Below are 26,594 nucleotides of genomic sequence, written 5' to 3'. Positions count from 1 at the left end.
GTGCCGTTATGTGCGGCTGTTGGCAGACCGCGCGGTCAGCACGGCCACGGCAACAAAAGGCTTGCAAGCAGCGGCTTTGCCGGTCATGCACAGCCAATGTCTAATCAGAACACCCAGCGCCTCGACCAGCTTCTCGTCAGCCTCGGCCTTTTTGCCAGCCGCTCACGGGCACGCGATGCCGTAAGCCGCGGCACCGTGAAGGTTAGCGGCGCTGTCGTCACCAAGCCGGGCGCGCTCTTTGCCGGCGATGCCGTAATCGAGATCGATGATCCTGCACAGGATTATGTCTCCCGTGCCGCGCTCAAACTCATTGCGGCGCTCGATCATTTCCATCTCGATCCGGCGGGCCACCACTGTCTCGACGTCGGCGCTTCGACGGGCGGCTTCACGGAAGTGCTGCTGGAGCGCGGTGCAGCGCATGTGACCGCCATCGACGTCGGTCACGGGCAGATGCACCCGCGCATCGCAAGCGACCCGCGGGTCAGGAATATCGAGGGGCTGAACGCCCGAAACCTAAAGGCAGAGGAAATTGGCCGGCCGATCACCTTCGTCGTCTCGGACGTTTCGTTCATTTCGCTTAAGCTGGCGGTGGCGCCTGCGTTGCAAATCGCCGAGCCCGGCGCGGTTGCTGCGCTGCTGGTAAAGCCACAATTCGAGGCCGGGCGCGAAGCGATCGGCAAGGGCGGCCTGTTGAAGGACCCCTCCTCCGCGCGTGCGGTTGCCGACGAGCTCGGGCGCTGGTTCGCCAAAGACATGGGCTGGAAGAGTCTCGGGCTCATCGCCTCGCCGATCGCTGGCGGCGACGGCAACCAGGAATTTCTACTCGCAGGAACGAAGCCGTGAGCACCGAAACAATCACGATCCTAAAGCTCGGCGCCCAGGGCGACGGGATTGCCGACGGCGCGGACGGCCCGATCTACGTGCCTTTCTCGCTGCCTGGCGAAAGCGTGGCGATCGCGCGCGTCAAGAACCATGGCACGATCATGTCGATCGCCAAGCCTTCGCCCGACCGGCAGGAGCCGCCCTGCCGCCATTTTGGCCCGGACGGTGTCAACGGGACCTGCGGCGGCTGCACGCTGCAACATATGGTCGATCAGTCCTACCGGGCCTTCAAGCGGCAACTGGTGCTCGATGCGCTGAAATCGAAAGGCATATCGGCCGAGGTAGGCGAGCTCGTCGCGGCGCATCCCGGCGAGCGGCGGCGCGTCGTCTTTGCGGCACGCAAGACCGAGAAGGATATGTTGATCGGTTTCAACCAAGCCGAAAGCCACCACATCGTTGCGATCGAGGAATGTCCCATCTCGTCGGCAGCGATCCTCGCGCGGTTGCCGGCGATCAAGGCGATTGGCGCGACACTTGCGACCAGCGCCGAAGCCTTCCGCATTTCAGTTCTTGAGACACTGTCCGGGCTCGATCTCGCCGTCGACGGGATCCAGAAGCTGCCGGACCCGCAGCGGCGCAAAGCGATCGAAACCGTGCTTGGCCTTCGCGGCATCGCGCGCGTTTCGGTGAACGGCGAAATCCTGGTCGAGCCGTCCAAGCCGACCGTCGATTTCGGTGGCGTGCAGGTCTCGCCGCCGGCTGGCGGCTTCACGCAGGCGACGAAGCAAGCCGAAGAGGCGATGGCCGATCTGGTACTTGCCCATGTGGGCAAGGCAAAGCGCATCGCCGACCTCTTTGCAGGCGCCGGCACCTTTTCCCTTCGGCTTGCCCGGATCGGACGCGTGCATGCCGTTGAAGGCGACGAGAAAGCCCTTTCCGCACTCGACCAGGCAGCGCGCAGGACGCAAGGCCTGAAGCCGGTCAGCGTCGAGAAGCGCGATCTCTTCCGCCGCCCGCTGATGACGTCCGAGCTGAAAGTCTATGACGCGGTGGTCTTCGATCCGCCGCGGGCCGGAGCGGAACTGCAGTGCCAGGAGCTCGCTCGCTCCGCAGCGAAGAAGATTGCCGCCGTCAGCTGCAATCCGGTGACACTGGCGCGCGATCTCGCCATACTCATCGAGGGCGGGTACCGGATCACCGGCGTCACGCCGATCGACCAGTTTCTCTGGACCTCGCATGTCGAGGTGGTGGCGACGCTGGAAAAATAGACGCTGGCCGCTCCGCCATTGCGATCGAGCGCGCAAACAAAAATGCCCGCGGCGAGCGCGGGCACCTTCTGGTTTGAAGCGTCAGGATCAAGCAGCGCGGCGGCTGGCCAAAGCCGTCGTTGCGCGTCCCCCGGACTGCAGGTTGAACTGCGCCAGAACCTGCATCAGTTTTGCGGCCTCCGTTGCGAGCCCGTGGCTTGCTGCCGTCTGCTCTTCGACCATTGCGGCGTTCTGCTGCGTGCCCTGATCCATCGTGTTGACGGCTGTATTGATCTCGTGAAGGCCGGTCGATTGTTCGCGAGTGGCGGTGACGATTGCGCCGACATGACGGCTGATTTCCTGCACCTGCAGAACGATCGCCTCCAGCGCCTTGCCGGTATCGCCGACCAGCGTTACGCCGGAGCGAACCTGGGAATTCGAGGCGGTGATCAGGCTCTCGATCTCCTTTGCCGCCTTGGCGGAACGCTGCGCCAGTTCGCGGACTTCCTGCGCGACGACGGCAAAGCCCTTGCCTGCCTCGCCGGCACGCGCGGCCTCGACACCGGCATTGAGTGCCAGAAGGTTGGTCTGGAAGGCGATGTCGTCGATGACGCTGATGATGCTGGAAATCTGCTCGGATGACTGCGCGATCCCGTTCATCGCGACGACTGCCTTGCGGACGATCTCGCCGGATTCTTCGGCGCCGGCGCGCGTGCGGTTGACGAGATTGCCGGCTTCCTCGGCGCGGCGGGCCGTGTCCTTGACGGTCGTCGTGATCTCCTCGAGAGCCGCAGCGGTCTCTTCTACCGAAGCGGCCTGCTGCTCGGTGCGGCGGGCAAGGCCATCGGCGGCCGTGCGGATTTCCGAGGCACCGGCGTCGATCGCATGTGCGTTGTGGCCGACCGTCTGCAGCGCTGCGTGCAGCTTGCCGACGGCCGTGTTGTAGTCGCTGCGGAGACGGTCGAGATGTGCGGCGAACGGCGTTTCGATACGGTGGGCGAGATTGCCCTCCGACAGCGCACCGAGAGCTCCAGCCAGCGCATCGACGACGGTGCGGATTTCCGTTGCCTCGCGCGCTTTCTGCGCTTCCCGGTCCTGACGCTCGCGCTCAGTCAGCGCACGGCCGGTCTCGGCCTCGCCTTCCAGACGCTCGCGATCGATCGCATTGTTCTTGAAAACGGCAACCGCTTCGGCCATCGAGCCTATCTGGTCACGGCGCTCCTCGCCGGGAATGGTGGCGGAGAGATCGCCAGCGGCCAGCTTCTGCATCGCAGCCGTCATAGCGGTGACCGGACGGATCACGAGGCCGTGCAGCAGCCATGCCATGGCGGCGATCATCAGACCAACGGCAAGAAGCGTGGCGATGGTCGCGGCGATGCGGAACTCGTCCAGAGACGCGAAGGCCTTGTCGCTCTCGACGACGAAGCCGAGATGCCACTGAACTGTCGGCAGGCCATCGACCGGCAGGAAGCTGATGAGAACCGGCTTGCCGTCGAATTCGCTCTCGATCAGGCCGGAACCGATCGACGGCGTTGCATTCGGGAAGGTATCGGCAAGCGTCTTGGTAACGAGCTTGGCATCCGGATGGATGAGAATCTGGCCGCTCTTGTTGACCAGGAAAGCCATGCCTTGGCCGCCGAGATCGATCTCCTTGATCATCTTCACCATGGTATCGAGCGAGAAATCGCTGCCAACGACGCCGGCCAGCTTGCCGTCGCGCTTGACCGGAACGGCGGCGCTGATGATGAGATCACCGCTCGAGGCGTCGGTATAGGGCTCGGTCAGCACAGGCGCGCCGGCTTTGACCGCGTCCTGATACCACGGGCGCTTGCGCGGATCGTAGTCCGCCGGGAGCGGCAGGTCCGGCCAGGAGGTGAACACGCCCTGCTCATCGCCCAGGTAGGTGCTGACGAACTGCTTCGTCAGGACGTCATTCTGCAATACGCTGACGACACCGGCGCGGTCGGCAGCCTTGGCGGAGGCGTTTGCGACCATGGCAGTCAGCGTGACGCGGCCGTTCATCCAGTTGGCAAGGCTGCGTGCGGCCTGCTCGCCGGAAGACTGGATATTCGCTTCGATCGAGGCCGTCGTGACACTGCGCTGGACCGAATTGATGTAATAGGAAAAGGCGGCAAAGGCCGCGAGAACGACGGCGGACGCGGCGACAAGGATGCGCGTCATCAAATTCGTTTTCTTTTTCAAGATAGGTTCCTTTCGGATCGACTGCCGTCCCGCCGGCGCGCAGGCATGCGGGCGGGAGCGCTGAACGGGCAGAGGGCTCATGGAGACAGGCTGCGCAAAGCGCCTCATGCGCCCGGACGACCGAATGGAATCAACTCGTCACCCCCTGATTATTAGGGGTTGCTTAAAACAGGCTTAAAATTGAGCAGATATCCTTGCTTCGGCATCACCGGCGCATGAAGGCCTCGAAGGCAGCACGGGCTTCCGCGCTCTTCAACTGTGCGGCAAAATGCCGGGCCTCATCATCGATGCGCTCGATGATTTCCCCACGATCGCCGCGGATGAGATTGCGGGCGATCTTCAAGGCCTCCGGCGGCTTGGCAGCGAGTTTTGCGGCAGCTGCAAGTGTGAGAGATTCAACGTCAGGCGCGGCACAGACTTTCCAGAGCAATCCAGCGTCCTTAGCCTCCCCCGCCGAGAAGGCTTCGCCGGCAGCGAGAAGCGCGAAAGCGCGCTGATGACCCATGATACGCGGTGCAAGCAGACTGGAGGCGGCTTCGGGCACAAGCGCCAGATCAACGAAGGGCGTGCGGAACTGGCTGCGGTCGGAGGCGATCGTCAGATCGCAATGCATGTGCATCGTCGTGCCGATGCCAATCGCCAACCCATCGACGCCGGAGATCAGCGGCTTTTCGGCATTGACGAGCGCATAAAGGAAATCGAGAAGCTCATGGCCGAGGCTGCCGCCCATCGCGGCCGCAAGGAAATCAGCAATATCGTTGCCCGCCGAAAAGGCGCCTTCTGTGCCGAGGAAGACCGTCGCGCGGACGGCACTGTCCTCGTTCGCGGCCTTCAGCGCTTCCGTCATCCGCACATACATGGCGCGGGTGATCGCGTTTTTCTTTTCCGGACGGTTGAAGCGAATGATCTGGACGCCGGGATGGTCGGCGGATTGTTCGACGACGATGTGATCGGACATGATGATCCTCAGGCAAGAGCAATGCGGGCAGCGGCGAGGCTTGCTGCGCCGTTGACGACGCTATCCCTCAACGCCGCGGTTTCCGGCAGTAGATTTTCTGCGGCGAAGCGGCAAAGGGCAATGCGGCTTTCGCCCGCGCCGTCAGACACCCCGGCAAGCCCGCCCTTGGCGAGATAGCAGCCGGTCAGGACAAGGCCGAAGAGGCGCTGGTAGGGTGTCGCGCCGGAAAGGGCTTCTGCCAGTTTGCCGTCCGCCTGCGCCTTCAGCAGCCAGCCAGTTGCCTGTTCCAGATCGGCGATGGCCGCATCAAGCCGCGACGCTGTTTCGCCGAAGCTATCGAGGTTGGAACGGCGCACCTGATCGGCGGTATCGCGAAGCTCGGCGATGAAACCCTTGACTTGGCCGCCATTCGAAAGCGGCAGCTTGCGGGTGACGAGGTCGATCGCCTGGATGCCGTTGGTGCCCTCGTAAATCGGCGCGATGCGGGCGTCACGCAGGAAGCGGGCGGCGCCTGTTTCCTCAATGAAGCCCATGCCACCATGAACCTGGATGCCGAGCGAGGAGACATCTACGCCGGCATCGGTCGAGAAGGATTTGGCGATCGGCGTCAGAAGCGCAGCGCGCTCCTGCCAGTGCTGCTTGTCTCCACTCGCGCGATGCGACATGTCGATCGCGTGGGCGCAGACGTAGGAAATGGCGCGTGAGCCCTGCGTCAGCGCCTTCATCGTTAACAGCATGCGGGCGACGTCCGGATGCTCGATGATCGGGCTCATGCCGCTGCCGGTCCAGCCAGGTGCCCTGCCCTGCGTGCGCTCCTTGGCATAGGCGAGCGCCTTCTGCGTTGCGGCTTCGGCGATCGCGACACCCTGCATGCCGACCGTCAGGCGGGCATTGTTCATCATCGTGAACATGCAGTTGAGGCCCTTGTTCTCTTCGCCGACGAGCCAGCCGACCGCACCTTTCTCCTCGCCGAACCTGCCGTCACCGTAGATCATCGTGCAGGTGGGCGAGCCGTGGATGCCCATCTTGTGTTCCAGTGAATGGCAGAAGAGATCGTTGCGGCGTCCGGGCAAACCATCACTGTTGACGAGGAATTTCGGCACAAGGAACAGTGAAATGCCGCGCGTGCCGGCCGGTGCATCCGGCAAGCGGGCAAGAACGAGGTGGATAATGTTGTCGGTCGCGTCGTGCTCGCCCCAGGTGATGAATATCTTCTGGCCGAACAGGCGGTAGGTGCCGTCGACGCGCCGCTCAGCGCGGCTCTTCAGGCCGCCGACGTCGGAACCCGCATGCGGCTCGGTGAGGTTCATCGTTGCGGTCCACTCGCCGGAGACGAGCTTCGGCAGATATTTGCTCCGAAGCTCCTCACTGCCGTGAGCGCTCAGCGCCTCGATCGCTCCCATGGTCAGCGTCGGGCAGAGCGCGAAGGCGGTCGCACCGGAATTCCACATCTCAAGCGCGGCAACGTTCAGCATGTTGGGCAGGCCCTGGCCGCCATATTCCTCGGGGGCCGAAAGACCGTTCCAGCCGCCGGCGATCCAGTCCTGATAGAGCTTTGCCCAGCCGTCCGGGGTCTTCACGTTGCCATCGACGAGACGAGCCCCCTGGCTGTCGCCGATCTCCGCCAGCGGAGCAACCTCTTCCGTTGCGAAACGGCCGGCCTCGCTCAGGATCGCATCGACGAGATCTTCGCCGAGATCGCCAAACAGGCCCTTATCGATCGCGTCGCTCAGTCCTGCGACACGTTTCAGGGTGAACGCGATGTCCTCGACGGGCGCCTTGTACATATCATCTCCTCGCATCTCAAACGGAACCATGGTTCCGCGCCTCCGGTGGAAGAGCTAATTGATTTTTACGTAAACGTCAATTTGGAATCCGTGTTTCTGCATTTGGCGATATTTTGCCGTTTACGGACCTTCGCACTTGCACAAACAACCGTCATGGAGAATCTCTACGAAGACTGATCGCATCGAAAGGATCGCGACCGATGGACACATTGCCCGCCAATATACCAGGCCTCGTTTGGGCCTACAGCTTCCCGGCAGGAAGCGGCAAGGCGGTACGCCTGCAGAACAGCGCCTTTCCGGCCGAGCTGCTGTCCGGCGAAGGGTTTTACTGGCTGCATCTCAACCTCGCCGATGCGCGAGTTCCCGCCTTGCTCGATACGCTGGACGGCCTTTCCGAGGATGCCAAGGCGGCTCTGACGACGCGGGATACACATGCCGCGATCACCGTCGACGAACAGATGCTCTTCGGCACGCTGATCGATTGCCAGCGCGAATTCGACCAAGACACCGCCGATCTCGGCTGGCTGCATTTCGCGATCTCCGATCGCTTCATTATCACCACGCGGCTACAGCCGCTACGCAGCCTCGAGCGGGCACGCGCGATGATCGAAAAGAACTCGGCAAAATTCTCCCGGCCGGTCGACCTTTTCGAGCTACTGGTGATCGAGTTCCAGCGTACGCTGATTGCCGTCGTGATGGAACTCACCGAAGAGCTGAACCTCATCGAAGACTTCGTCTATGACAACGTTTCTCGCGACGAACGACGGCGGCTGGCGCCGGCACGGCGCACGATCGTGCGGCTTCATCGGCACCTCAGGAACGTGCTGACGCTCATGCGGCGCGCCTCGGCCTCCGACGAGGACGAGATGCCCTTCGGCTTCGAGGACATCGCCGGCAGGCTGACGAGCAGGCTGGAGGCGGTCGACCACGATATCTATGCGCTGCAGGAGCGCGCGCGCTTGCTGCACGAGGAAATCGACTCGAAGCAGTCCTCCGAGACCAATCGCCACCTCTATATCCTGTCGCTGATGACCGCCTTCCTGCTGCCGCCAACGCTGGTGACCGGCTTCTTCGGCATGAATACCACCAATCTCCCCTTCGCCGAAGGGGCCAGCGGTACGGCATATGCGGGCGCGTTGATCGTCGCTTCGGTACTGCTCGCCTGGTGGCTCCTTAAGCGTGTCAATATTCTTTGAAACGAAAAAGCCCGGCATCGCTGCCGGACTGATCGATCCAAAGGTACGCCGAGCCTCAGTTATAAGGCGAGTAGCACTGCTGGCGCGGGCCGTTATAGGGCTGGAACGTATTGTCATAAGCGCGGTATGAACGGTAGCGGTTTGCGCACCAGGCAACATGGCCACCGCCGCCGCTGTAGGCCGGCGGGGCAACGTAGCGCGGCTGGGAAGCGATAGCGCCGCCGATGATCGCGCCGGCGCCGAAGGCAGCCAGAGGGTACCAGTAGCCGTTATACTCGCGATAGCCGCGGCGGTAGTAAGGGTAGCCGCGATAGCCACCATACCAACCTGGACGATAGGCCGGGCGATATGCGGGGCGGTAACCGGGGTAGTATCCGGGACGATAGCCCGGACGGTAAATGGGGCGATAGCCCGGCGGATAGTAGCGGCGGTACTGGACGTTCTGCACGTCCGATTTTTCGATCTGCGGTGCTGCCGGCATCTGAATGGCCTGCGACGGCACGAAGCTCGTCAGGACGACAACGGCGGAAAAGACGGCACTCGCAATCTTCTTACTGAGCCCATTCATTGTATTCTCCAATCCCAAGCGCGAATCTGGCCTCACCGGTAACGCAGAGGTGCGGAACACTTTCCCAACACGCTCCGTTCGGCATGAATCGGATTTCTACTGGAGTGCAAATGAACCGGGGATTAACCGGTTCATTTTCCGCAGAACGGGAAAAATCAGGCAACGACGGAAAGCTGCGCCTGGTCGCCCTGGAGGCGGTTCACCATGAAGTTCGAATACCATTCGAGGAACTGCATGACGCCCCCTTCGTGGAGCATCGAATAGGGACCGGGCTCATAGGCCGGTGAGTGAATGCCGAAGGCATTTTCCTCGACGATGCGGCGATCCTGGTCGTTGGTTTCCGTCCAGACGTGCGTCAGTTCCTCGAGATTGTAGTCCACGCCCTCGACGGCGTCCTTGTGCACGATCCACTTCGTCGTGACGGCTGTTTCGTTGGCGCTGAGCGGCAGCACGCGGAAGGTGATCGCGTGGTCGCCGAGCAGGTGGTTCCATGTCGTCGGATAGTGGAAGAGCAGCATGGTGCCGATGCGGTCGATTGTGACGTCCTCGGACAGCTTGCGCTTGACGGCCGGGCGGCCGGACATGGTGTAGCTTTCGGCATCCTCGATCAGCGGCATGCGGGCCGTGCGGAACTGGCCGTCGGGCGAGATCTGGAACTTGCTCGGAAGGCCCGCCGCCTCGCAGCGCGCCCAATGACCGGCGATTTCCGGATCGTCGGCACCTCCGTCCGTACCCGTGACGCTCGGGGCTTCCGGATAGGTGCGGCAGAGTTCGGGATGGTTGGCGGCGCAGTGGTAGCACTCGCGATTGTTTTCCCAGACGAGCTTCCAGTTGCCCTTCTCGATAATGGTGCTTTGGAAGGCGACCTTGCCTTCGCTGAGACGGTGGGGAAGCATATAGGGGCTGACCATGTCGCGAACCGGCTGGAAGTCCGGCGCCGTGTCAGCCAGGCAGATGAAGATGTAGCCCGCGAAGCTCTCGCAATGCACGGGCTTCAGGCTGTAGCCGCTCTTGTCGAAATCATCCCCCATGTGGCGGGCAAAGGCGAGCTTGCCGTCGAGGTCATACGTCCACTGGTGATAGGGACAGACGAGACGGACCGACGAGCCGTGCTCCTTGGTGCAGACGCGCGAGCCGCGATGGCGGCAGCTGTTGTGGAAGGCACGGATGACGTTGTCGCGGCCACGGACGATCACAACCGGATACTGGCCGATCTGAACGGTGAAATAGGCGCCCGGCTTCGGCAGTTCGCAATCGTGGCCCATGAACAGCCAGTCTCGATAGTAGATCATCTCCATATCGAGCTTGAAGTAATCTTCGTCGATATAGAAAGGCTGCTCAAGGCTGAAGCCTGCGTGCCGGTTCCTGAGCTGCCGCAAAACGTTGCTGCGAATATCCATCTGCTTATCCTCGTGCCATAGGCCGCCGCCGCGAAGGCGGGATGGAGGCGCCCGCTTCTTCTCCGTGCGGGAGAATTATCATGGCGCCATTTAAACACCGGCCATGATTGCGGCTTGGTTGTAATGCGACATCGGCTTCGAAATTGACGACAGCGCGGCGAGGCAAGATGATTTTCGGCATCCCCGCCGCGAAGCCTTCAAATGCGACATCCGAAAAGTTCAAATATGACGGCGGAATCAACCGCCCTCCAGCGCATTATCGCATCTGCGACGCCCTTTCGCTACGGGCGCCCACCATCATGCGCAAGAGACGGGTTTAACAGGCCATTAAGCATAAACTTCTATTCTTCCCTTATCGAACAAAGCAGATGGAATGCGAGCCATGGCGAAACTTCGCTATTTCGACGCCAAAGAAGATGCCAGGCCACAGGACAAGAGACCTGCCGCACCGCATTCCGAATTTCTCCGCACCGGCAAGATCACTCGCGATCGGGCGCACTGGCTCGCCGAAGAACGCCGCTACCTGACGCATAAGGAAGTAAGCGAGAAAACCGGCCGGAAGCTGCAAACGGCAGGCATCAAGGCGCATCAGCAGATCAACGGCTTCCACCGCACGATCCAGTTTCCCAAGATGGTGTTTCACCGCACGCTCGCCGACAGCCCGCATCTCGGCTACTGCCATGTCACGGCCGCCCGCACAAAGTTCGACCGCTACGAGGACGTCAGTTGGGCCTTCTACATCGCCAACTTCTATGCAGACATCGGCGACAACGACAATTTCTTCCATCACATCGATATCAAATATTCCCGCATGTATTTCGCCGTCGCGATCAAGCCGGGCGAACATACGCCGGAGAAAATGACGATCGACCGCTCCATTCGCGGCAACGGCGTGCTCTTCAGAACCGACGATCCGCAGGTGGCCATCAGGAACGTGCTTCTGCTCGGCGCGCGCAACGAACAGCTTCGCGAAATCATCCGCCAGCTCTGATATTGATCGAAAGCTTTCAAAGGCCTATGGGACTGCCTGGAAACAACGGGCGGTACATGGCACGTATAATCGACATCGCAGAACATCGAGATGAAGCGCTGCAAATGGCGGCCGCCGTGCTTTCGGAAGGTTTTCCGGTCGCCATCCCGACCGAGACCGTCTACGGCCTTGCCGCCGATGCCACCAATGCGGCGGCGATAACCCGTATCTACGAGACCAAGGGACGGCCGCGCTTCAATCCGCTGATCTGCCATATGAGCGACCTTGCGATGGCAGAGGACTATGCGGAGTTCGATCCGGTTTCGCGCGCGTTGGCGGAAGCCTTCTGGCCGGGGCCGCTGACGCTCGTCCTGCCCTTGAAGGCGGATAGCCATATCCATGCGCTGGCAACCGCCGGTCTGGATACGGTCGGCATCCGCGTGCCGAAGGGATTTGCGGGCGATCTGATCCGCGCCTTCGGCAAGCCGCTCGCAGCGCCCAGCGCCAACACATCCGGCAGGATCAGCGCCACCAGCGCCGCGCATGTCGACGCCGATCTCGGCAGCAAGATCAAGCTCATCATCGATGCCGGCGCCAGCACCGTGGGCGTCGAATCCACCATCGTCAAGGTGGAGGACGGCGAGTTGAAGCTTCTGCGGCCCGGCGGGCTTCCGGCTTCCGAGATCGAACGCGTCGCCGGCAAGCGGCTGCGGCGCGCCGGAAAGGCATCAGCGGCGATCGAGGCTCCCGGCATGCTTGCCTCGCATTATGCGCCGGGTGCCAACGTCCGTCTCGATGCCGGAGCCGTCACACGCGACGAGGCCCTGATTGCCTTTGGCTCTACCGATGTCGTGGGTGCCAGCGAAGCCGCCATAGTGCTCAACCTCAGCCCCCGCGGCGATCTGGCCGAGGCGGCAGCCAATCTTTTCGACTACATGAAAAAGGCCGATGCCAGCGGCGCAGCAACGATCGCCTTTTCGCCGATACCGGACGAGGGTCTTGGCGAAGCGATCAACGACCGTTTGCGGCGCGCTGCCGGGCCGCGTGACGAATAACCAGGAAGGAATGAGCTCGATGAGCGCTGCCGTCTCCCCCGAACTTCTTGACCGCTTCGCCGCCATCGTCGGCGAGAAATACGCGCTGCGCAGCGAGGCCGAGCTTGCGCCGCACCTGATCGAGAACCGCGGGCTTTATCACGGTTCCTCCCCTCTCCTGCTCAAGCCGGCGAACGTCGAGGAAGTTTCGGCGATCCTGAAGCTTGCGACGGAAACCGGCGCGGCGGTCGTGCCGCAGACCGGCAATACCGGCCTTGTCGGCGGCCAGACGCCGCGTGAGGGCAAGTCGGACATCATCATCTCGCTCGAACGCATGAACAGGATCCGCGACGTCGATCCGGTGGCGAACGTGCTGGTTGCCGACGGCGGCGCGATCCTTGCCGACGTGCAGAAGACGGCCGAGGCGCATGGAAAGCTTTTCCCTCTTTCGCTCGGTGCCGAAGGCTCCTGCCGGATTGGCGGTAACCTCTCCACCAATGCCGGCGGAACGGCGGTGCTGGCATACGGCAACATGCGCCAGCTCTGCCTCGGCCTCGAAGTCGTGCTGCCAACCGGCGAAATCTGGGACGGCCTGCGCCGCCTGAAGAAGGATAACACCGGCTACGATCTTCGCGATCTCTTCATCGGCGCCGAAGGCACGCTCGGCATCATCACCGGTGCCGTCCTCAAGCTTTACCCGCAGCCACTTGGCCATCAGGTCGCCTTCGCAGGGCTCAACTCCGTGGAGGAGGCGCTTGCCCTCTTCAATCTCGCGGGCAGCCTCTGCGGCACCTCGTTGACCGGCTTCGAACTGATGCCGCGTTTCGGCGTCGAGATCACCGCCAAGCATATCGAGGGCGTGCGCGATCCGCTGGAAACGGCTTACCCGTGGTATGTGCTGATCGACATCTCGACCTCGGATTCAGCCGAGACCGCCGAGCGGATGATGAATGCGCTGCTTGAACAGGGGTTTGAAGCCGGACTCGTGCAGGACGCGGCGATTGCCTCCTCCGTCGCGCAGCAGAAGGCGCTCTGGCACATGCGCGAGAGCATGTCGGAAGCCCAGAAGCCAGAAGGCGGCTCGATCAAGCACGATGTCTCCGTGCCGGTCTCGAAGATCCCGCATTTCATGCAGGAGGCCGGCGATGCCGTCATGGCGGCAATGCCCGGTGCTCGCATCTGCGGGTTCGGCCACATGGGCGACGGCAATATTCACTACAACATTTCCCAGCCGGTCGGCGCCGACAAGGACGCCTTCATTGCCCGCTGGCATGAGATGAACGAGATCGTGCACGGCATCGTGCTCTCTCACGGCGGCTCGATCTCGGCAGAGCACGGCATCGGCCAGCTGAAGCGCGACGAACTTGCCGCGATCCGCCCCGCCATCGAGATCGATCTGATGCGCCGCATCAAGCGCGTCTTCGATCCGGCGAACATCATGAACCCAGGGAAAGTGGTCAATGTGGAGTAAAAACGTGGCGACTTAGCCGCCACCGGTCAGAATCTGCAGTGCCGGCGATTGCGTCGTGACATTCTGAATATCGTACATCGCCGTGAAACGCTTCACCAGCTTGTCGACCTTCTTCGAGTCAGACAGGTCCTCTAGGTCGACGAAACGCTTCAGCAGATCGACCTGCTTGGTGACATCCATGCTCGATATCTGGCTTGGCAGGTTGTAGGCGGTGGTGACGACCTGGAAAAGCGCCTTGTCGCCCAGGATGGAGTAGAGCGAGGTGATGTCTGGCGCCTTGCGGGCGAAGTAAAGTGCGAGGCGGGTTCCATCGTTCGTCGCGCCTTCCTGCGTCTCGAGCGTCTGCCGCAGATAGGCATCCTGGGTGCGATCGAGCGCACCTTGATCCTGAACGGTGCCCAGCTTGGCGCGCGTGAGATCGCCAGCTGTGTCGAAGTTAAAGTCGGCGACGATGTTCTTGAATTTCGAGTCAGCCTTGGTGTTCAGATAGCTCTTTGCATTGTCGGGATCGGACGTGAATATCTTCTTCAGCGTCTCTTCGTCGTAATCCTTGGGATCGAGACCGACGGATTTGAGAATCAGACCGGTCAACCGGTCGTCCTCCAGGAAATCATCGAGGGACTGCACCGATTCCATGGTCTTGGCGAAATAGTCGACTTCCTCGGTCGCATCCTTGGATGCCTTATCCTTCAGGGGACCGTCCTTCATCAGCATGATTACATGCGACTTATAGGTCGTCGCATACTTGGCCATCGCCGCGGGTGACAGTGCCTGCAGCTGGATTGACGCGTTACCTTCGCTATCGAAATTGAAGGCCCTTGCCAATTGGGTTATGCGGTCGTCTTTGAAGGATGCGACATAGCCCTCGGGGTCGTAAGGATCGCTTGCCAGCAGCTTGCGCATGACGGATTTCGGCAGCGCCGCCTCCGTCAAGCCGAAAGCCTGAAGCGCAACCTGATAGAGGTCGGGCAGATCGTCGTTCGTCTTGTCTAGATCGCCGGTCTTGTTGTTGTTCAGGAAATCGTTGACGCTGTCGACGTCGGAGAAATTGTTCAGCGTCCTGGTATCGGACATACGTGTCTTGTAGTTGGCGACGATTTCCTCGATGGCCGCTTTCGCCTCGTCGTCGTAACGGGCCATGTAATTTACGGAAGTCGCCTGGATCAGGGAGTCCGATTGCGGGCCATCCGTCCCGAGGACGCTTCCATCAGCCTCGAAGGCGAATGCCTGATAGACAGCCGTGGCGCCCATCGTATTGGCATAGGCCGGATCGACAAGGATTTGCCTCAAGGCCGCATCGCTCAAGTCCGTGCCGAAGCTGCTCGGGCCAAGACTGTAAGCGGCCCTGATGTAGTCAGTCAGGCGCTCGTCGGCGATGAGGCTGTCGACATTGGTGACCGTCTTGATCTTGGATTCGTAATAGGTCTTGTTGTAGTCGGCGGCGGCCTTCGTCGTATAGACGATATCCGGAAACACGTCGTTGTCGACAATGACGGTCGACGAATTCAGATTGTACTGCTCCATGACCGTGTTTTTCTGGGTCGCCGTCTGGGCCGAGCCATTCACCGTGCCATCGGCATTGAAATTGAACTGCGCCGCAAGCGCCTGGTATTTCTCGCCGCCCTGAAGGTTCACCACGCTGTTCGGATCGTTGAGATCGCTCGTCAGCACATCGCGCAGAAACTGCTTGGACGCGTAGGTCGTATCAATGCCGAACGTCTCCAGCACATAGGCCCGCAGCCGCGTGTTATTGATGAGATCATCGACAGACTGCACATTGGCGATCGCCGCACTGTAATAGTCGGTATCCTTGATCGCCTGCTTTTCCTGATCGGTAAAGGACGCATTATACTTGTCGAGAAGGTCAGTTTCCTGAGCGTCCGTCTGCGCATCCTTGGCCGTACCGGTGCTAAAATTGAACGCCGCAGCAAAAGTTTTGTAGCGCTGATCCGAAAGCTTGTTGGCGAAACTGTCGGGATCGGTCAGGTCGCTTTCCAGCACCTTCTTCATGAAGGCCTTGGCATAGGTCATGTCGTCAAGGCCATAGGCCTGCATCGCATAGCTATAGAGCTTGTAGTCGCCGAGGAAGTCGTCGACGTCCTTCACCTTGTTGATATTGGCGGCGTAATATTCGGCGTCCCTTTTGATCGTTGCCTGCGAAGCAATGCGATCAAGACTCGTCTTCGGGTCGCGACTTATGATCGCGTAGGCAACGGAGGCGGAAATCATGAATGCGCCCTTAAACAGCAAAACCTAAAAGAACAATGCGGGATCCTGCGCGTATTTTGCCATGGAAAGCTTACCTGAGACTTACCTGATGCTGTCCCGCTTTGACGCGACCGCCCTCGCCGATCCGTTCATGGTCCGGAAACCCTGCCACATTGGTTTTTGATAACCATCAGGGAAGGCAAAGTTTTCTTAACCGCAAATTTTAAGTGGTCCGGAAGAGGCCCCGCCTATTGTCGAGGCATAGAGGGCGAAAAAGCCCCGAGGAGAAGACCGGAAACCGGCTCTCAGGTAAGACAAGGGTAGAAATGAACATGAACAACACCGTTATGAAGCCCGCTTGGGCTGGAACGACACTGCGTCTCGATCCGTCGCGCTTTCCCCAGCAGGTCAGCTACGCCATCCACGACTCCACAAGTGACGTCAGCATAACGATCGATGAACGCGGCGCCATCCTCCGCAAGATCCTTCCCTCCAGCGGTCTGCCGCTTTCCATCGCCCTGCCAAAGCGCGCCTTCAAAGGCGTTGCGGCCCGGGCGATCGACCATGGCGACGGAGAAGTGACCGTCACGCTGGAACTGCACCATGAAGACCCGGACCTCTGCGTGCCGCTGCTTGTCGCACATGATCTCTCCGATATCGCCGCCGACTGGCGGGGCTGGTCGGAAGCATTCCGCATTCCGATGCTGATGGTGGAGGCCGACGGCATTGCCCGTCCGCTCGAAGATCATCTCGGCGATCTGCGCACCAGCCACATGAAGCCACGCCGCCGCCATTCCTACTTCGCCAATCGCCGTCCGCGCTTCCTAGTGCGCCGCACGATCGGCAAACTCGGCGTGACGATGAAGATCGAAGGCAAGGAAATTATCGCCCGCAATTAAGAATTCGGCGAGTGACCCAATCTGAAACCCGGCTTCGCGCCGGGTTTTTTGTTTCAATCAGGGAAGGGAAAAGAGCACCGAGACGAACAGTCCCGCAAAGATGATCAGGCCGACGCGGTTGTTCGACTGAAAAAGCGCCAGGCATTGCGTGGCGTCGTTTATATCGAGCCTGGCGATCTGCCAGGCGAACATGCCGGCGGCAATCAACAGCCCGATATAGGACGCGAAACCGGCGCCGGCCAAAACAAAGGCGAGCAGCATGAGGACTAGCGTTGTGCCATAAAGGCCGATCAGCCACTGCCGCGTCTGATCGCCGAAAAGCCGCGCGGTCGAACGTACGCCGATCAGTTCGTCGTCTTCCTTGTCCTGATGCGCATAGATCGTGTCGTAGCCGATCGTCCAGACGACGGAGGAAAGATAGAGCCCAATCGCAGCGAAAGAGAGCGCGCCGAATATGCCGGCCCAGCCCATCAGTGCGCCCCAGGAAAAGGCGAGGCCAAGGAAAAACTGCGGCCAATCCGTGAAGCGCTTGGCAAACGGGTAGAGCGCGACGATGCTAAGCGACAGCACGCCTAGAATGACTGCGAACCAGTTGAACTGGAGAAGCACCAGCAGGCCTGCCAGCGCCTGCAGCACCATGAAGACCTTTGCCTGAGTGCGCGTAACGCGTCCGGACGGCAGCGGCCGTGAACGTGTGCGCGCGACCTCCATGTCGATATCGTGATCAACCAGATCGTTGTAAGTACACCCTGCCCCGCGCATGGCAACGGCCCCGATGAAGTAGAGAAGCAGGTGAAACAGCATCTGCGAGCCGGAAAACAAGCCCTGCGCCGCGGCCGCATTCGCGGCAAGCGCCACCGACCAGAAGCAGGGCCACATCAGGAGCTGCCAGCCGATCGGCCTGTCCCAGCGCGCCAGCTGCGCATAGGGCCAGAGCCACGGAGGCAAGATCCGATAAACCCAATTGTCCGAAGGCGCATCGGCGACGCGCCCGTTAAAGCCGCCAATCTGTTGCATGCGGCCATCTAGCGACGGGGCGCGGCGCGGGTCAATAGCGCAGTCGGCACCAGGCGCTCATCTTCGCCGATAGAGGAAGTAGCGGCCTTTCCCGACGGATGCCGGCAGCGGCATTTCCTCCAGTTCAGGATGCATCAATTCCAGGCCGCTTACCGCCAATCCACCCGGCGCCAGCACCGCAACCACTCTCGACGGCAGCCACTCCCGGATGACCGCATCCTTCTCCGGATACCCGGTGCCGATATCGGCATGCCCGATAGCTGCCCTTTTACCGGTATAGCTCAGGCAGGTTTCCTTGATATCGCCGAGCACCACATCGCCATCGTCGGGCCGGCAGCTTCCATGGGCGCCGTTTTCGCGATCGAATGCAATGATGTGGCGATTCGGGAAGCGCACTCTTAAGTGGCTGTAGGTTCTGCCGTTGCCGAGGCCGATTTCCAGTATCGGTCCATCGGGCAGGCTCGCCTGCTTTTCCGCGATGTAATCGAGAATGTCCCTCTGCGCGGAAATCCGGCTGATGAAGTCGTCGAGACGTGTTCGCATAGACAGCTCCGGTTCTCGAGCTCGAAATAAGCTTTAAATTCAATAGTTCAATCACACCGCTCCGCTGCTAACGCTGGTTCCAGCGCCGGATGACCGGCTCGGTCAAGTCGTGCTCATAGCCGAGGGTGCTGATACTTGCAGTGTCGAGGACGAAGCGCGAGCCGTCTTCCGGCGGCAGGCCGAGCCAGCGGGCGGCAAGCACGCGGAGGAAATGGGAGCTGGAGAAGATCAAGATCGGCACGTTGGCGTCGCGAATTTCGCTGACGATATAGTCCGCCCTTGCACCGATATCCGGGGCCATCTCTCCCTCTGGACATCCGTCGCGGAATAATCGCCAGCCGGGTCGGGCCGCAAGGATTTCCTTTGTCGTGATGCCCTCGTAAGCGCCATAGTCCCATTCGGCGAGATTGGGCTTTATCATGGCATTTGCACCGAAACCGGCAAGAGCACAGGTGTTTCTCGCCCTTTGTGAGGGGCTCGACCAGACCGCGGAAGCCTCCAGTCCCTTCAAGCGGTCTGCGAGTTTGCGGGCGGCCGCCTCGCCGTTCGGGGTCAGGGGGATATCCGTTCTGCCGGTATGTTTTCCGGAGAGCGACCACTCCGTTTCGCCGTGACGGACGAGATGGATTTCGGGGAATGCACTGCTCATCTGCACACCTTCCTTAAAGAAAAGGCGCGGTCGCCGCGCCGTGATGTCAGAAAATCACCTTTTCCAAGGGCGGCCGTGTGGCCTCGAACTCCTTCAGCTTCGCCTCATTCTCGGCAATATAATTGCGGTTGTCCGGTGTCGAGTACTGGTTCTTGGAAATCTGGATCTGCATGACGAAGAGTTCGTCCCAGCGGAAGCCCATTTCAGAGCCGGCGAGATAAAACTCCCACATGCGGAAAAACCGCTCGTCGTAAAGGGCAACGGCCTCCGCCTTTCGCGCCACGAAGCGCTCCCGCCAGTGGCGGAGCGTATGAGCATAATGTAGCGGCAGGACTTCGATGTCCCTGATCAACAGCCCGGCCTTCTCGATCGCAGGCACCGTCTCGCCGATCGAGGGGATGTAGCCCTGCGGGAAGATGTATTTCTCGATGAAGGCATTCGTCGCAAAGCTCCGCTTTGGGCGGGCGATGGAATGCAGGAGCATGACGCCATCGTCGGCGAGAAGTTCGTGCACCTTGCGGAAATAGTTGCCGAAATTGCCGATGCCGACATGCTCGAACATGCCGACCGAAACGATGCGGTCGAACTTCATGCCTGTCATCGTGCGGTAATCCTGCAGTTCGAAGCGGACGCGATCCGCAAGGCCACGCTTTTGGGCGCGCTCGCGCGAAATTTTCAACTGCTCCTCGCTGAGCGTGATGCCGGTGACGTCGACGCCTGTCGTCGACTCCGCCAGATACATGCCCATGCCGCCCCAGCCGGAGCCGATTTCCAGAATGTGCTGATTGGGTTCCAGCAGAAGCTTGGCGGCGATATGTCGCTTCTTGGCGAGTTGCGCCTCCTCCAGACTGATGCCCGGCGGATCGAAATAAGCACAGGAATATTGCCAGTCTTCCTCAAGGAAAAGTGCAAAAAGCTTTTCCGACAGATCGTAGTGGTGGGCGACATTGCGCTGGTTGTGATTGATCGGCAGCCGGCTCTTCAGCTGCTGTAGGGCGATGCGGCCGACCAGACGTGCGGCCATCGGAATATCGAAGATTTCGTTGGTGGTGTTTTGCTTCACCATCGAAAGGAAATCGTAGATGTTGCCCTGCTCAAGAATGAACCGGCCGTCCATGTACATTTCGCCGAGCTTGAGTGTGGGATCGCGGCGGATGAGCTTCTCGGCCTCCTCGTCTGCTACGCGGACGACGACCAGATCCCCGCTGCCATCGCCAATCGCATGTGTCTCGCCATTGGCCAGCGTGAGCTTCAGATTACCCTTGCGGATGATTTTTTTGACAATCGATAAAAATCCCGACGCCATGCACTGGGCCTCGCAAATGTGACAGGATGATACGGATTAAACTTAGTCCCTCTCCTCCGCCACACAAGCGCCGTATTTGGCAGTTCCGCAACAAGGCTGCCAAACTGTGACATTTTTGCAATGGGCGCAGCTAAGCCCTTATTTTCGCTTCATGGCCTCTGCGAGCGCAGCGCCGAAGGCGCCTTGTGTTTCCTGTCTCGGGACAAGCGGACGCCGGTCGTTCTGCGGCCGTGCACCCTGATTTCCACGGGGCTCGCCGCGCGGTGCCGAAGCCGGGGAACCGTCATCCTTGCGCATCGAAAGACCGATGCGCTTGCGCTTCGCATCGACTTCGACGACTCGCACCTTCACCACATCGCCGGCCTTGACAACGTCGTGAGGATCTTTGACGAAGCGGTCGGCAAGCTGCGAGACATGCACAAGGCCGTCCTGATGCACGCCGATATCGACGAAGGCACCAAAGGCCGCGACGTTGGTCACCGTGCCTTCCAGCACCATGCCCGGCTTGAGATCAGAGATTTCGTTGATGCCTTCGGCAAAGGTGGCCGTCTTGAAGTTCGGGCGCGGGTCGCGGCCGGGCTTTTCCAGCTCGGCGAGGATATCCTTGACCGTCGGCAGGCCGAACTTCTCGTCGATGAACTGGCGCGGATCGATCGCCTTCAAAGCGGCGCTGTCGCCCATCAGCGAACGCAGATCGCGGCCACAGGCGGCGACGATCTTCTTCGCCACACCATAGGCTTCCGGATGGACCGATGATGCGTCGAGAGGCTCCTTACCGTTCGGAATGCGCAGAAAGCCCGCCGCCTGCTCGAAGGTGCGGTTGCCGAGGCGGGCGACCTTCAACAGGTCGCGGCGGCTTCCGAACGGACCGTTCTGGTCGCGATGGACGACGATGGCTTCGGCAATCGACGGGCCGAGGCCGGAGACGCGTGACAGCAGCGGCGCGGAAGCCGTGTTGAGATCGACGCCGACGGCATTCACCGCGTCTTCGACGACGGCATCGAGCGATCGCGACAGCTTCTGCTGGTCCACGTCATGCTGGTACTGGCCGACGCCGATCGACTTCGGCTCGATCTTGACGAGTTCTGCCAGCGGATCCTGCAGGCGGCGGGCGATGGAAACGGCGCCACGCAGCGATACGTCGAGGTCTGGGAATTCGGCTGCAGCAGTCGCGGACGCGGAATAGACCGATGCGCCGGCTTCCGAAACGATAACCTTGGTGGGCTTTGCGCCCGGAAGATCGACCAGCATGTCGGCTACCAACTTTTCGGTTTCGCGGCTGCCGGTGCCGTTGCCGATCGAGATCAGTTCGACATTGTGCTTGCGGATGAGCGAGGCCAATTCCACCTGAGTGCCACGCACATCGTTCCGCGGCTGGAAGGGGTAGACCGTGGAGGTTGCTACGACCTTGCCGGTGCCGTCGACGACCGCGACCTTGACGCCCGTGCGGATGCCCGGATCGAGGCCCATCGTGGCACGCGAACCTGCAGGCGCCGCAAGCAGCAGATCCTTCAAATTACGTGCAAAGACGTGGATCGCTTCCTCTTCGGCGCGTTCGCGCAATTCGCGCATGAGGTCGAGCGACAGCGACATGGAAAGCTTCACGCGCCAAGTCCAGCTTGCGACATCCATCAGCCAGCGGTCGCTGGGGCGGTTCGGACCGATCTCGTAAGCTTCGGCGATCATCCGCTCGACTGGCTTGTTGGGTGAGGCGGTCTCCGCATCGGCTTCGATCGTCAGCGTCAGCACTTCCTCGTTCCAGCCGCGCAGCATGGCAAGCGCGCGGTGGCCGGGCACCGTCGCCCAGCGTTCGGAATGGCCGAAATAGTCCGAGAACTTCTCGCCCGCCGCCTGCTTGCCATCCACGACCTTGGCCTTCAGAAGCGCGGCTTTGCGCATATGGGCGCGGAGCTTACCGAGCAGATCGGCATTTTCCGCAATGCCTTCCGCGATGATATCGCGTGCGCCTTCGAGCGCCGTTTTCACATCCGGCACATCGGCAGTGATGTAGCCTTCAGCCAACGCAGCGGGTTCCTTCGAGCGGTCGGCGGCGATCGCTTCGGCCAGCGGCCCGAGACCGCGCTCGCGGGCGATTTCGGCACGGGTGCGGCGCTTCGGCTTGTAGGGCAGATAGAGGTCTTCGAGCTCCGCCTTGGTGGCGGCGCTCGCGATCTTGGCCATCAACTCGTCGGTCATCTTGCCCTGGCCGGCGATCGATTCGACAATCGTGTCGCGGCGGGCCTCCAGCTCGCGCAGATAGACGAGGCGTTCGGCGAGCGTGCGCAGCTGCGTATCATCCAGCCCGCCCGTCACTTCCTTGCGGTAGCGCGCGATGAAGGGAACGGTCGCGCCCTCATCGAGCAGCTCGATCGCGGCTTTGGCCTGGTCCGGCCGGGCATTGATTTCGGAGGCGATGACTGCGGCAAGCGAGCGAAGGTCTGCGGCCATGGGATTTCCCTGAATTCACGAAAGTGCCGGGACCATAGCGGCGAAAAGCGGCAAGGCAATGCCCGAGATGGGTTTCCACAGAGCGGAGGCCCCACTAATGCGAAAACCGCCACCCCTTCTGGACGAAGACGCCTCCCCAACCCGCGAAAGACCCTCCCCAACCCCCACAAGGGGAGGGGCTTAACTGCCACCATCGTTCGCCGCAAAGCGACCTCTTCGTGGAACAACGCTGCGAGAGGGCATTAAGTGAGCGGCATCGTAGCCCCTCCCCCTTGTGGTGAGGGATCCGGGAAGGGCCTTTATCGTGATCGCCCTCCTCCGCTTTTTTGCGGTTGTGCGAGGACCGCTTTCTTTGCTAGCAGAAGCCACCGTTTCAGACCGCTTTCTTCCGACGGTGCAAGGATCATAGTCACATGCCGAACCTGCTTCTCGAACTTCGCTCCGAAGAGATTCCCGCCCGCATGCAGCGCAAGGCCGCAGGCGATCTCAGGAAGCTGGTCACCGATGCGCTGGTGGAGGCAGGTCTTTCCTATGAGGGCGCCCGCGAATACTGGACGCCCCGGCGCCTAACGCTCGACATCCACGGCTTGACCGCCCGCTCCGCTGATGTGCGCGAAGAGCGCAAGGGGCCGCGCATTGACGCCAACGAGAAGGCAATCGAAGGCTTTTTGCGCGGCGCCGGCCTTTCCTCGATTGCCGAGGCGCAGGTGCAGAGCGACCCGAAAAAGGGCGATTTCTACGTTGCCGTCGTTTCGAAGCCCGGCCGCGCCGCCGACGAAATCATCACCGAGGTGATGCCCCGGATCATCCGCGATTTCCCCTGGCCCAAATCCATGCGCTGGGGCACGGCCTCATCGAGGCCGGGATCGTTGCGCTGGGTACGCCCGCTGCAATCGATCGTCTGCACCTTCGGCACCGAGCATGAGGAAACCACGGTCATCCCCTTCGAGATCGACGGCGTCGTTGCCTCCAACGTCACCTACGGCCATCGCTTCCATGCGCCCGGCGCCATTACCGTCAAGCGCTTCGACGACTATGCCGCAAGCCTCGAAAAGGCGAAGGTCATTCTCGACGCCGAGCGCCGCAAGGACATCATCCTGCACGACGCCCGCGACCTTGCTTTCGCGGCCGGTCTGGAACTGGTCGAGGACGAAGGCCTGCTCGAAGAGGTCTCCGGCCTCGTCGAATGGCCGCAGGTGCTGATGGGTGCCTTCGAGGAGGACTACCTCTCGATCCCCTCCGAAATCATCCGGCTGACGATCAAGACCAACCAGAAGTGCTTCGTCACACGCAAACCGGGCGACGAGACGCTTTCAAACAAGTTTGTCCTCGTTTCCAACATTGAAGCGAGCGACGGCGGCAAGGAAATCATCCACGGCAACGGCAAGGTCGTCCGCGCCCGCCTTTCCGACGCGCTGCATTTCTGGAAGCGCGACCAGGGGAACTTGCCTGACCTGGAGACGCTGGAGGTTTCAGCCAAAAAGTTCGGGCTTGATCTGAAGAAGCCGCTGGATCAGCGGATGGCAAAGCTCGATACGCTGCATGTGACGTTCCATGCTCATATTGGAACGCAGGGCGAACGGGTAACCCGCATTCGCACCCTTGCCGGCGAAATCGGGAAAGTGGTCGATGCAGATGCCTTAAAGGTCAGCCGTGCCGCAGTGTTGGCAAAAGCGGACCTGCGAACTGAGGTGGTCGGCGAATTCCCCGAACTGCAGGGCACAATGGGGAAGAAATACGCGCTGCTGCAAGGTGAAGAAGAATCGGTGGCGGCGGCCGTGGAGGACCATTATAAGCCTCAAGGCCCCACAGACCGCGTGCCCACCGACAAGGTCGCCATAAGCATCGCTCTTGCTGATAAGGTCGACACGCTTGTTTGGTTTTGGCGCATAAATGAAAAACCCACCGGCTCAAAGGATCCGTTCGCGCTAAGACGCGCAGCGCTAGGATCTATACGGCTGCTGCTGGAACGAGGAATTAGAGCATCCCTCATCCCGCTGTTTCGCGCCGCGTTTCGCAGCGAATGGGCTGTGGCCATCGCCAGCCATGAAGCTTCGATAAGACTCTTCGAGCTTAGGATCCAACAGGGTGAGGATAAGTCCGAATTCGAGAAGCTCATAAAAGAACAATACGCCGCTATCGAATACTGCGAGACCTATCTCGCTGACGGCCACCCAAAGACAATCGAGGAAGAATATGAGCTGGCGATCAGCCTCCTCTCCTTCTTCCACGACCGCCTCAAGGTCTATCTCCGCGATCAAGGTGCCCGCTACGATCTGATCGACGCCGTTGTCACTCCCGAAGCCGACGACCTCCTGATGATCGCCCGCCGCATCGAGGCGCTGACGGCATTCATCACCTCGGAAAACGGTAAGAACCTTTTGGTCGGCACCAAGCGCGCGACGCAGATTCTCGCCGCCGAGGAGAAGAAGGGCACAGTGATCGCCGACGGCGTTTCGGAAAATCTGTTCCGGCTCAATGCCGAAAAAGAGCTCTTTTCAGCCATCACCGAGGCCTCGGCCGAGGCTTCCGCTGCAATCGCCAAGGAAGACTTCCGTTCGGCGATGGAGGCGCTTTCGAAGCTCCGCGCCCCGGTCGACCGCTTCTTCGACGACGTGCTCGTCAACGATGAAGACGCGGCGATCCGCGCCAACCGCCTCGCCCTGCTGCGGCTCATCCGCGAGGCGACGGGGACAGTTGCGGACTTCTCGAAGATCGCCGGATAGAATCCGGTCACAAACGTACAAGACGGCTGATTCATCCTTGTTTATCGACTGCAGGCTGCAGAATGGAGATCAAGATGGATCAGACGACCAAGACCTACGCGCCCATCAACTTTGCCGACAAGCTTTCGAAGTTCAGCGATCAGTGGCAGCCACGCGTCATTGCCGAACTCAATGACTATCAGTTCAAGATCGTCCGCATTGAAGGGGACTTCATCTGGCACGATCACCCGACGACAGATGAAGCTTTCATCGTTCTCGACGGTGTGCTCAGGATCGATTTTCCGGATGGCTCCGTGTCGATCGGCCCCGGAGAAATGTACATCGTCCCGAAAGGCGTCAAGCACAAGCCTCACGCAGCCTCCGAAGTGAAGATGCTGCTCATCGAGCCGCGCGGAACACTGAATACCGGTGATGAAGGCGGCGAAAGGACGGCACAGAACGACATCTGGATCTGACCGCCGCAAGACTTCGGAGCTAGATTTTCTGGTGGGCAGAGAGACGTACCTCCCGCCCGGCGCTGGTTTCGGAATTCGATCGCATCGCTGCCGCCTGCTTCCGATGTCTGATAGCCACACTGGCACTGGCATTTGAGGCGCAGCAGAGCTATCAGACAATCATGACCGGAAAAATTCTCGTCAGCGCCTGCCTCATCGGCCATGCCGTCCGTTATGACGGCCGGGCGAAGCCGCTTGCGCATCCGGCGATCGAGCGGTGGCGGGCGGAGGGCAGGCTCGTGACGATGTGTCCGGAGATGTCGGCAGGCATGCCCGTGCCGCGGCCGCCGGCGGAAATCGCGGGCGGGGCGAGCGGCGAAGATGTGCTTGCGGGTAGAGCGCGCGTCGTCGAGATCACCGGCGACGATGTAACGGCGACATTCCGGCAGGCGGCAGAGAATGCGCTCAGGCTGGCTCAAGAGACGGGCTGCGCCTACGCTCTGCTCATCGACGGCAGCCCCTCCTGCGGTTCCGGCTTCATCTATGACGGGTCTTTCAGCGGCGCGCAGCATAGCGGCAGGGGCGTCACCGCTGCCCTGCTGATGCGCGCGGGAATCCAGGTATTCTCCGACCGGGAAATCGACCGGCTGGTGGAAAGCCTCGCCGCGGCCGTCTGAGAAAAAAAGAAGCGGCCGCCGGATTTCTCGGG

The 26,594-nt window shown here is 61.0% G+C and carries 21 protein-coding genes; 10 read left to right on the top strand and 11 right to left on the bottom strand.

What is annotated here, in order from left to right; all coding sequences use genetic code 11:
• The first annotated feature begins 96 nt into the window (after positions 1-96).
• The gene (locus N2599_RS02495; RefSeq protein ID WP_027507746.1) at positions 97-843 is read left to right on the top strand and encodes a TlyA family RNA methyltransferase; all 747 of its coding nucleotides are present in this window, start codon (positions 97-99) and stop codon (positions 841-843) included.
• Positions 840-2,090, top strand: a complete 1,251-nt coding sequence (locus tag N2599_RS02490; protein WP_027507747.1) for a class I SAM-dependent RNA methyltransferase — start codon at positions 840-842, stop codon at positions 2,088-2,090. The genes N2599_RS02495 and N2599_RS02490 overlap by 4 nt, the downstream gene beginning before the upstream one ends.
• 87 nt (positions 2,091-2,177) lie before the next feature.
• Here the strand turns inward: N2599_RS02490 and mcpU are convergent, their stop codons facing one another.
• From mcpU to N2599_RS02475, 3 genes are all read right to left on the bottom strand, one after another.
• Complete coding sequence (mcpU, locus tag N2599_RS02485; RefSeq protein ID WP_027507748.1) at positions 2,178-4,271, bottom strand: methyl-accepting chemotaxis protein McpU; 2,094 nt, start codon at positions 4,269-4,271, stop codon at positions 2,178-2,180.
• A 205-nt stretch (positions 4,272-4,476) separates the two neighbouring features.
• The gene (locus tag N2599_RS02480; RefSeq protein ID WP_027507749.1) at positions 4,477-5,229 is read right to left on the bottom strand and encodes a crotonase/enoyl-CoA hydratase family protein; all 753 of its coding nucleotides are present in this window, start codon (positions 5,227-5,229) and stop codon (positions 4,477-4,479) included.
• Between the two features lie 8 nt (positions 5,230-5,237).
• Positions 5,238-7,016 carry an acyl-CoA dehydrogenase family protein gene (locus N2599_RS02475; RefSeq protein WP_027507750.1) on the bottom strand — a complete coding sequence of 593 codons (1,779 nt, stop codon included), beginning with the start codon at positions 7,014-7,016 and terminating at the stop codon, positions 5,238-5,240.
• Positions 7,017-7,216: 200 nt separating this feature from the next.
• On the opposite strand from N2599_RS02475, the gene N2599_RS02470 reads away from it, so the two are divergent.
• Entirely contained in the window at positions 7,217-8,212 is a 996-nt protein-coding gene (locus N2599_RS02470) for a transporter (protein ID WP_027507751.1), read from the top strand.
• Positions 8,213-8,267: 55 nt separating this feature from the next.
• Here the strand turns inward: N2599_RS02470 and N2599_RS02465 are convergent, their stop codons facing one another.
• Both N2599_RS02465 and N2599_RS02460 read right to left on the bottom strand, forming a co-directional pair.
• The gene (locus N2599_RS02465) at positions 8,268-8,780 is read right to left on the bottom strand and encodes a BA14K family protein (RefSeq protein WP_027507752.1); all 513 of its coding nucleotides are present in this window, start codon (positions 8,778-8,780) and stop codon (positions 8,268-8,270) included.
• Positions 8,781-8,935: 155 nt separating this feature from the next.
• Entirely contained in the window at positions 8,936-10,180 is a 1,245-nt protein-coding gene (locus N2599_RS02460) for an aromatic ring-hydroxylating oxygenase subunit alpha (RefSeq protein WP_027507753.1), read from the bottom strand.
• A 382-nt stretch (positions 10,181-10,562) separates the two neighbouring features.
• Here N2599_RS02460 and N2599_RS02455 point away from each other — a divergent pair, with 382 nt between their 5' ends.
• From N2599_RS02455 to N2599_RS02445, 3 genes are read left to right on the top strand one after another with little or no spacing between them, the layout of a single operon-like run.
• Positions 10,563-11,171 (top strand): DUF6656 family protein, encoded by a 609-nt coding sequence (locus N2599_RS02455; protein ID WP_027507754.1) that lies wholly within the window; start codon positions 10,563-10,565, stop codon positions 11,169-11,171.
• A 56-nt stretch (positions 11,172-11,227) separates the two neighbouring features.
• Entirely contained in the window at positions 11,228-12,205 is a 978-nt protein-coding gene (locus tag N2599_RS02450; protein WP_027507755.1) for an L-threonylcarbamoyladenylate synthase, read from the top strand.
• 19 nt (positions 12,206-12,224) lie between these two features.
• Positions 12,225-13,655 carry an FAD-binding oxidoreductase gene (locus N2599_RS02445; RefSeq protein WP_027507756.1) on the top strand — a complete coding sequence of 477 codons (1,431 nt, stop codon included), beginning with the start codon at positions 12,225-12,227 and terminating at the stop codon, positions 13,653-13,655.
• Between the two features lie 12 nt (positions 13,656-13,667).
• Here the strand turns inward: N2599_RS02445 and N2599_RS02440 are convergent, their stop codons facing one another.
• Positions 13,668-15,884 carry a DUF1217 domain-containing protein gene (locus N2599_RS02440; protein WP_027507757.1) on the bottom strand — a complete coding sequence of 739 codons (2,217 nt, stop codon included), beginning with the start codon at positions 15,882-15,884 and terminating at the stop codon, positions 13,668-13,670.
• A 311-nt stretch (positions 15,885-16,195) separates the two neighbouring features.
• On the opposite strand from N2599_RS02440, the gene N2599_RS02435 reads away from it, so the two are divergent.
• Entirely contained in the window at positions 16,196-16,762 is a 567-nt protein-coding gene (locus N2599_RS02435; protein WP_027507758.1) for a DUF6101 family protein, read from the top strand.
• Positions 16,763-16,819: 57 nt separating this feature from the next.
• On the opposite strand, the gene ubiA is transcribed toward N2599_RS02435, so the two are convergent.
• The 5 genes from ubiA to N2599_RS02410 all read right to left on the bottom strand — a co-directional run bounded on the left by ubiA (position 16,820) and on the right by N2599_RS02410 (position 22,725).
• On the bottom strand, positions 16,820-17,779 hold the full coding sequence (gene ubiA, locus N2599_RS02430; protein WP_027507759.1) for a 4-hydroxybenzoate octaprenyltransferase: 960 nt from the start codon (positions 17,777-17,779) through the stop codon (positions 16,820-16,822).
• A 57-nt stretch (positions 17,780-17,836) separates the two neighbouring features.
• A complete protein-coding gene (locus tag N2599_RS02425) occupies positions 17,837-18,322 on the bottom strand; it encodes a class I SAM-dependent methyltransferase (protein WP_037140686.1) in 486 nt (161 codons plus the stop codon).
• A 67-nt stretch (positions 18,323-18,389) separates the two neighbouring features.
• Positions 18,390-18,971 (bottom strand): histidine phosphatase family protein, encoded by a 582-nt coding sequence (locus N2599_RS02420; protein ID WP_027507761.1) that lies wholly within the window; start codon positions 18,969-18,971, stop codon positions 18,390-18,392.
• Between the two features lie 46 nt (positions 18,972-19,017).
• The gene (locus N2599_RS02415) at positions 19,018-20,277 is read right to left on the bottom strand and encodes a cyclopropane fatty acid synthase (RefSeq protein WP_027507762.1); all 1,260 of its coding nucleotides are present in this window, start codon (positions 20,275-20,277) and stop codon (positions 19,018-19,020) included.
• A 138-nt stretch (positions 20,278-20,415) separates the two neighbouring features.
• Positions 20,416-22,725 carry a Tex family protein gene (locus N2599_RS02410; RefSeq protein ID WP_027507763.1) on the bottom strand — a complete coding sequence of 770 codons (2,310 nt, stop codon included), beginning with the start codon at positions 22,723-22,725 and terminating at the stop codon, positions 20,416-20,418.
• 413 nt (positions 22,726-23,138) lie between these two features.
• On the opposite strand from N2599_RS02410, the gene glyS reads away from it, so the two are divergent.
• The 3 genes from glyS (at position 23,139) to N2599_RS02395 (ending at position 26,562) form a co-directional block, all read left to right on the top strand.
• On the top strand, positions 23,139-25,451 hold the full coding sequence (gene glyS, locus N2599_RS02405) for a glycine--tRNA ligase subunit beta (protein ID WP_027507764.1): 2,313 nt from the start codon (positions 23,139-23,141) through the stop codon (positions 25,449-25,451).
• A 74-nt stretch (positions 25,452-25,525) separates the two neighbouring features.
• Positions 25,526-25,906, top strand: a complete 381-nt coding sequence (locus tag N2599_RS02400) for a cupin domain-containing protein (protein WP_027507765.1) — start codon at positions 25,526-25,528, stop codon at positions 25,904-25,906.
• A gap of 161 nt (positions 25,907-26,067) precedes the next feature.
• Positions 26,068-26,562, top strand: coding sequence for a 2-thiouracil desulfurase family protein (locus N2599_RS02395; RefSeq protein ID WP_027507766.1), 495 nt, complete (start codon positions 26,068-26,070; stop codon positions 26,560-26,562).
• The last annotated feature ends 32 nt before the right edge of the window (positions 26,563-26,594 follow it).

Source organism: Rhizobium sullae (assembly GCF_025200715.1).
Taxonomy (GTDB): domain Bacteria; phylum Pseudomonadota; class Alphaproteobacteria; order Rhizobiales; family Rhizobiaceae; genus Rhizobium; species Rhizobium sullae.
The sequence above is the reverse complement of the archived record's forward strand: the minus strand, read 5'-3'. Positions and strand labels throughout refer to the sequence as shown.

Bases quoted from the DNA above. Each gene is read 5' to 3' on its own strand.
- N2599_RS02495 (WP_027507746.1), top strand. From the start codon at position 97: ATGTCTAATCAGAACACCCAGCGCCTCGACCAGCTTCTCGTCAGCCTC.
- N2599_RS02480 (WP_027507749.1), bottom strand. From the start codon at position 5,229: ATGTCCGATCACATCGTCGTCGAACAATCCGCCGACCATCCCGGCGTC.
- N2599_RS02475 (WP_027507750.1), bottom strand. From the start codon at position 7,016: ATGTACAAGGCGCCCGTCGAGGACATCGCGTTCACCCTGAAACGTGTC.
- N2599_RS02470 (WP_027507751.1), top strand. From the start codon at position 7,217: ATGGACACATTGCCCGCCAATATACCAGGCCTCGTTTGGGCCTACAGC.
- N2599_RS02465 (WP_027507752.1), bottom strand. From the start codon at position 8,780: ATGAATGGGCTCAGTAAGAAGATTGCGAGTGCCGTCTTTTCCGCCGTT.
- N2599_RS02460 (WP_027507753.1), bottom strand. From the start codon at position 10,180: ATGGATATTCGCAGCAACGTTTTGCGGCAGCTCAGGAACCGGCACGCA.
- N2599_RS02455 (WP_027507754.1), top strand. From the start codon at position 10,563: ATGGCGAAACTTCGCTATTTCGACGCCAAAGAAGATGCCAGGCCACAG.
- N2599_RS02450 (WP_027507755.1), top strand. From the start codon at position 11,228: ATGGCACGTATAATCGACATCGCAGAACATCGAGATGAAGCGCTGCAA.
- N2599_RS02445 (WP_027507756.1), top strand. From the start codon at position 12,225: ATGAGCGCTGCCGTCTCCCCCGAACTTCTTGACCGCTTCGCCGCCATC.
- N2599_RS02440 (WP_027507757.1), bottom strand. From the start codon at position 15,884: ATGATTTCCGCCTCCGTTGCCTACGCGATCATAAGTCGCGACCCGAAG.
- N2599_RS02435 (WP_027507758.1), top strand. From the start codon at position 16,196: ATGAACAACACCGTTATGAAGCCCGCTTGGGCTGGAACGACACTGCGT.
- ubiA (WP_027507759.1), bottom strand. From the start codon at position 17,779: ATGCAACAGATTGGCGGCTTTAACGGGCGCGTCGCCGATGCGCCTTCG.
- N2599_RS02425 (WP_037140686.1), bottom strand. From the start codon at position 18,322: ATGCGAACACGTCTCGACGACTTCATCAGCCGGATTTCCGCGCAGAGG.
- N2599_RS02420 (WP_027507761.1), bottom strand. From the start codon at position 18,971: ATGAGCAGTGCATTCCCCGAAATCCATCTCGTCCGTCACGGCGAAACG.
- N2599_RS02415 (WP_027507762.1), bottom strand. From the start codon at position 20,277: ATGGCGTCGGGATTTTTATCGATTGTCAAAAAAATCATCCGCAAGGGT.
- N2599_RS02410 (WP_027507763.1), bottom strand. From the start codon at position 22,725: ATGGCCGCAGACCTTCGCTCGCTTGCCGCAGTCATCGCCTCCGAAATC.
- glyS (WP_027507764.1), top strand. From the start codon at position 23,139: ATGCCGAACCTGCTTCTCGAACTTCGCTCCGAAGAGATTCCCGCCCGC.
- N2599_RS02400 (WP_027507765.1), top strand. From the start codon at position 25,526: ATGGATCAGACGACCAAGACCTACGCGCCCATCAACTTTGCCGACAAG.
- N2599_RS02395 (WP_027507766.1), top strand. From the start codon at position 26,068: ATGACCGGAAAAATTCTCGTCAGCGCCTGCCTCATCGGCCATGCCGTC.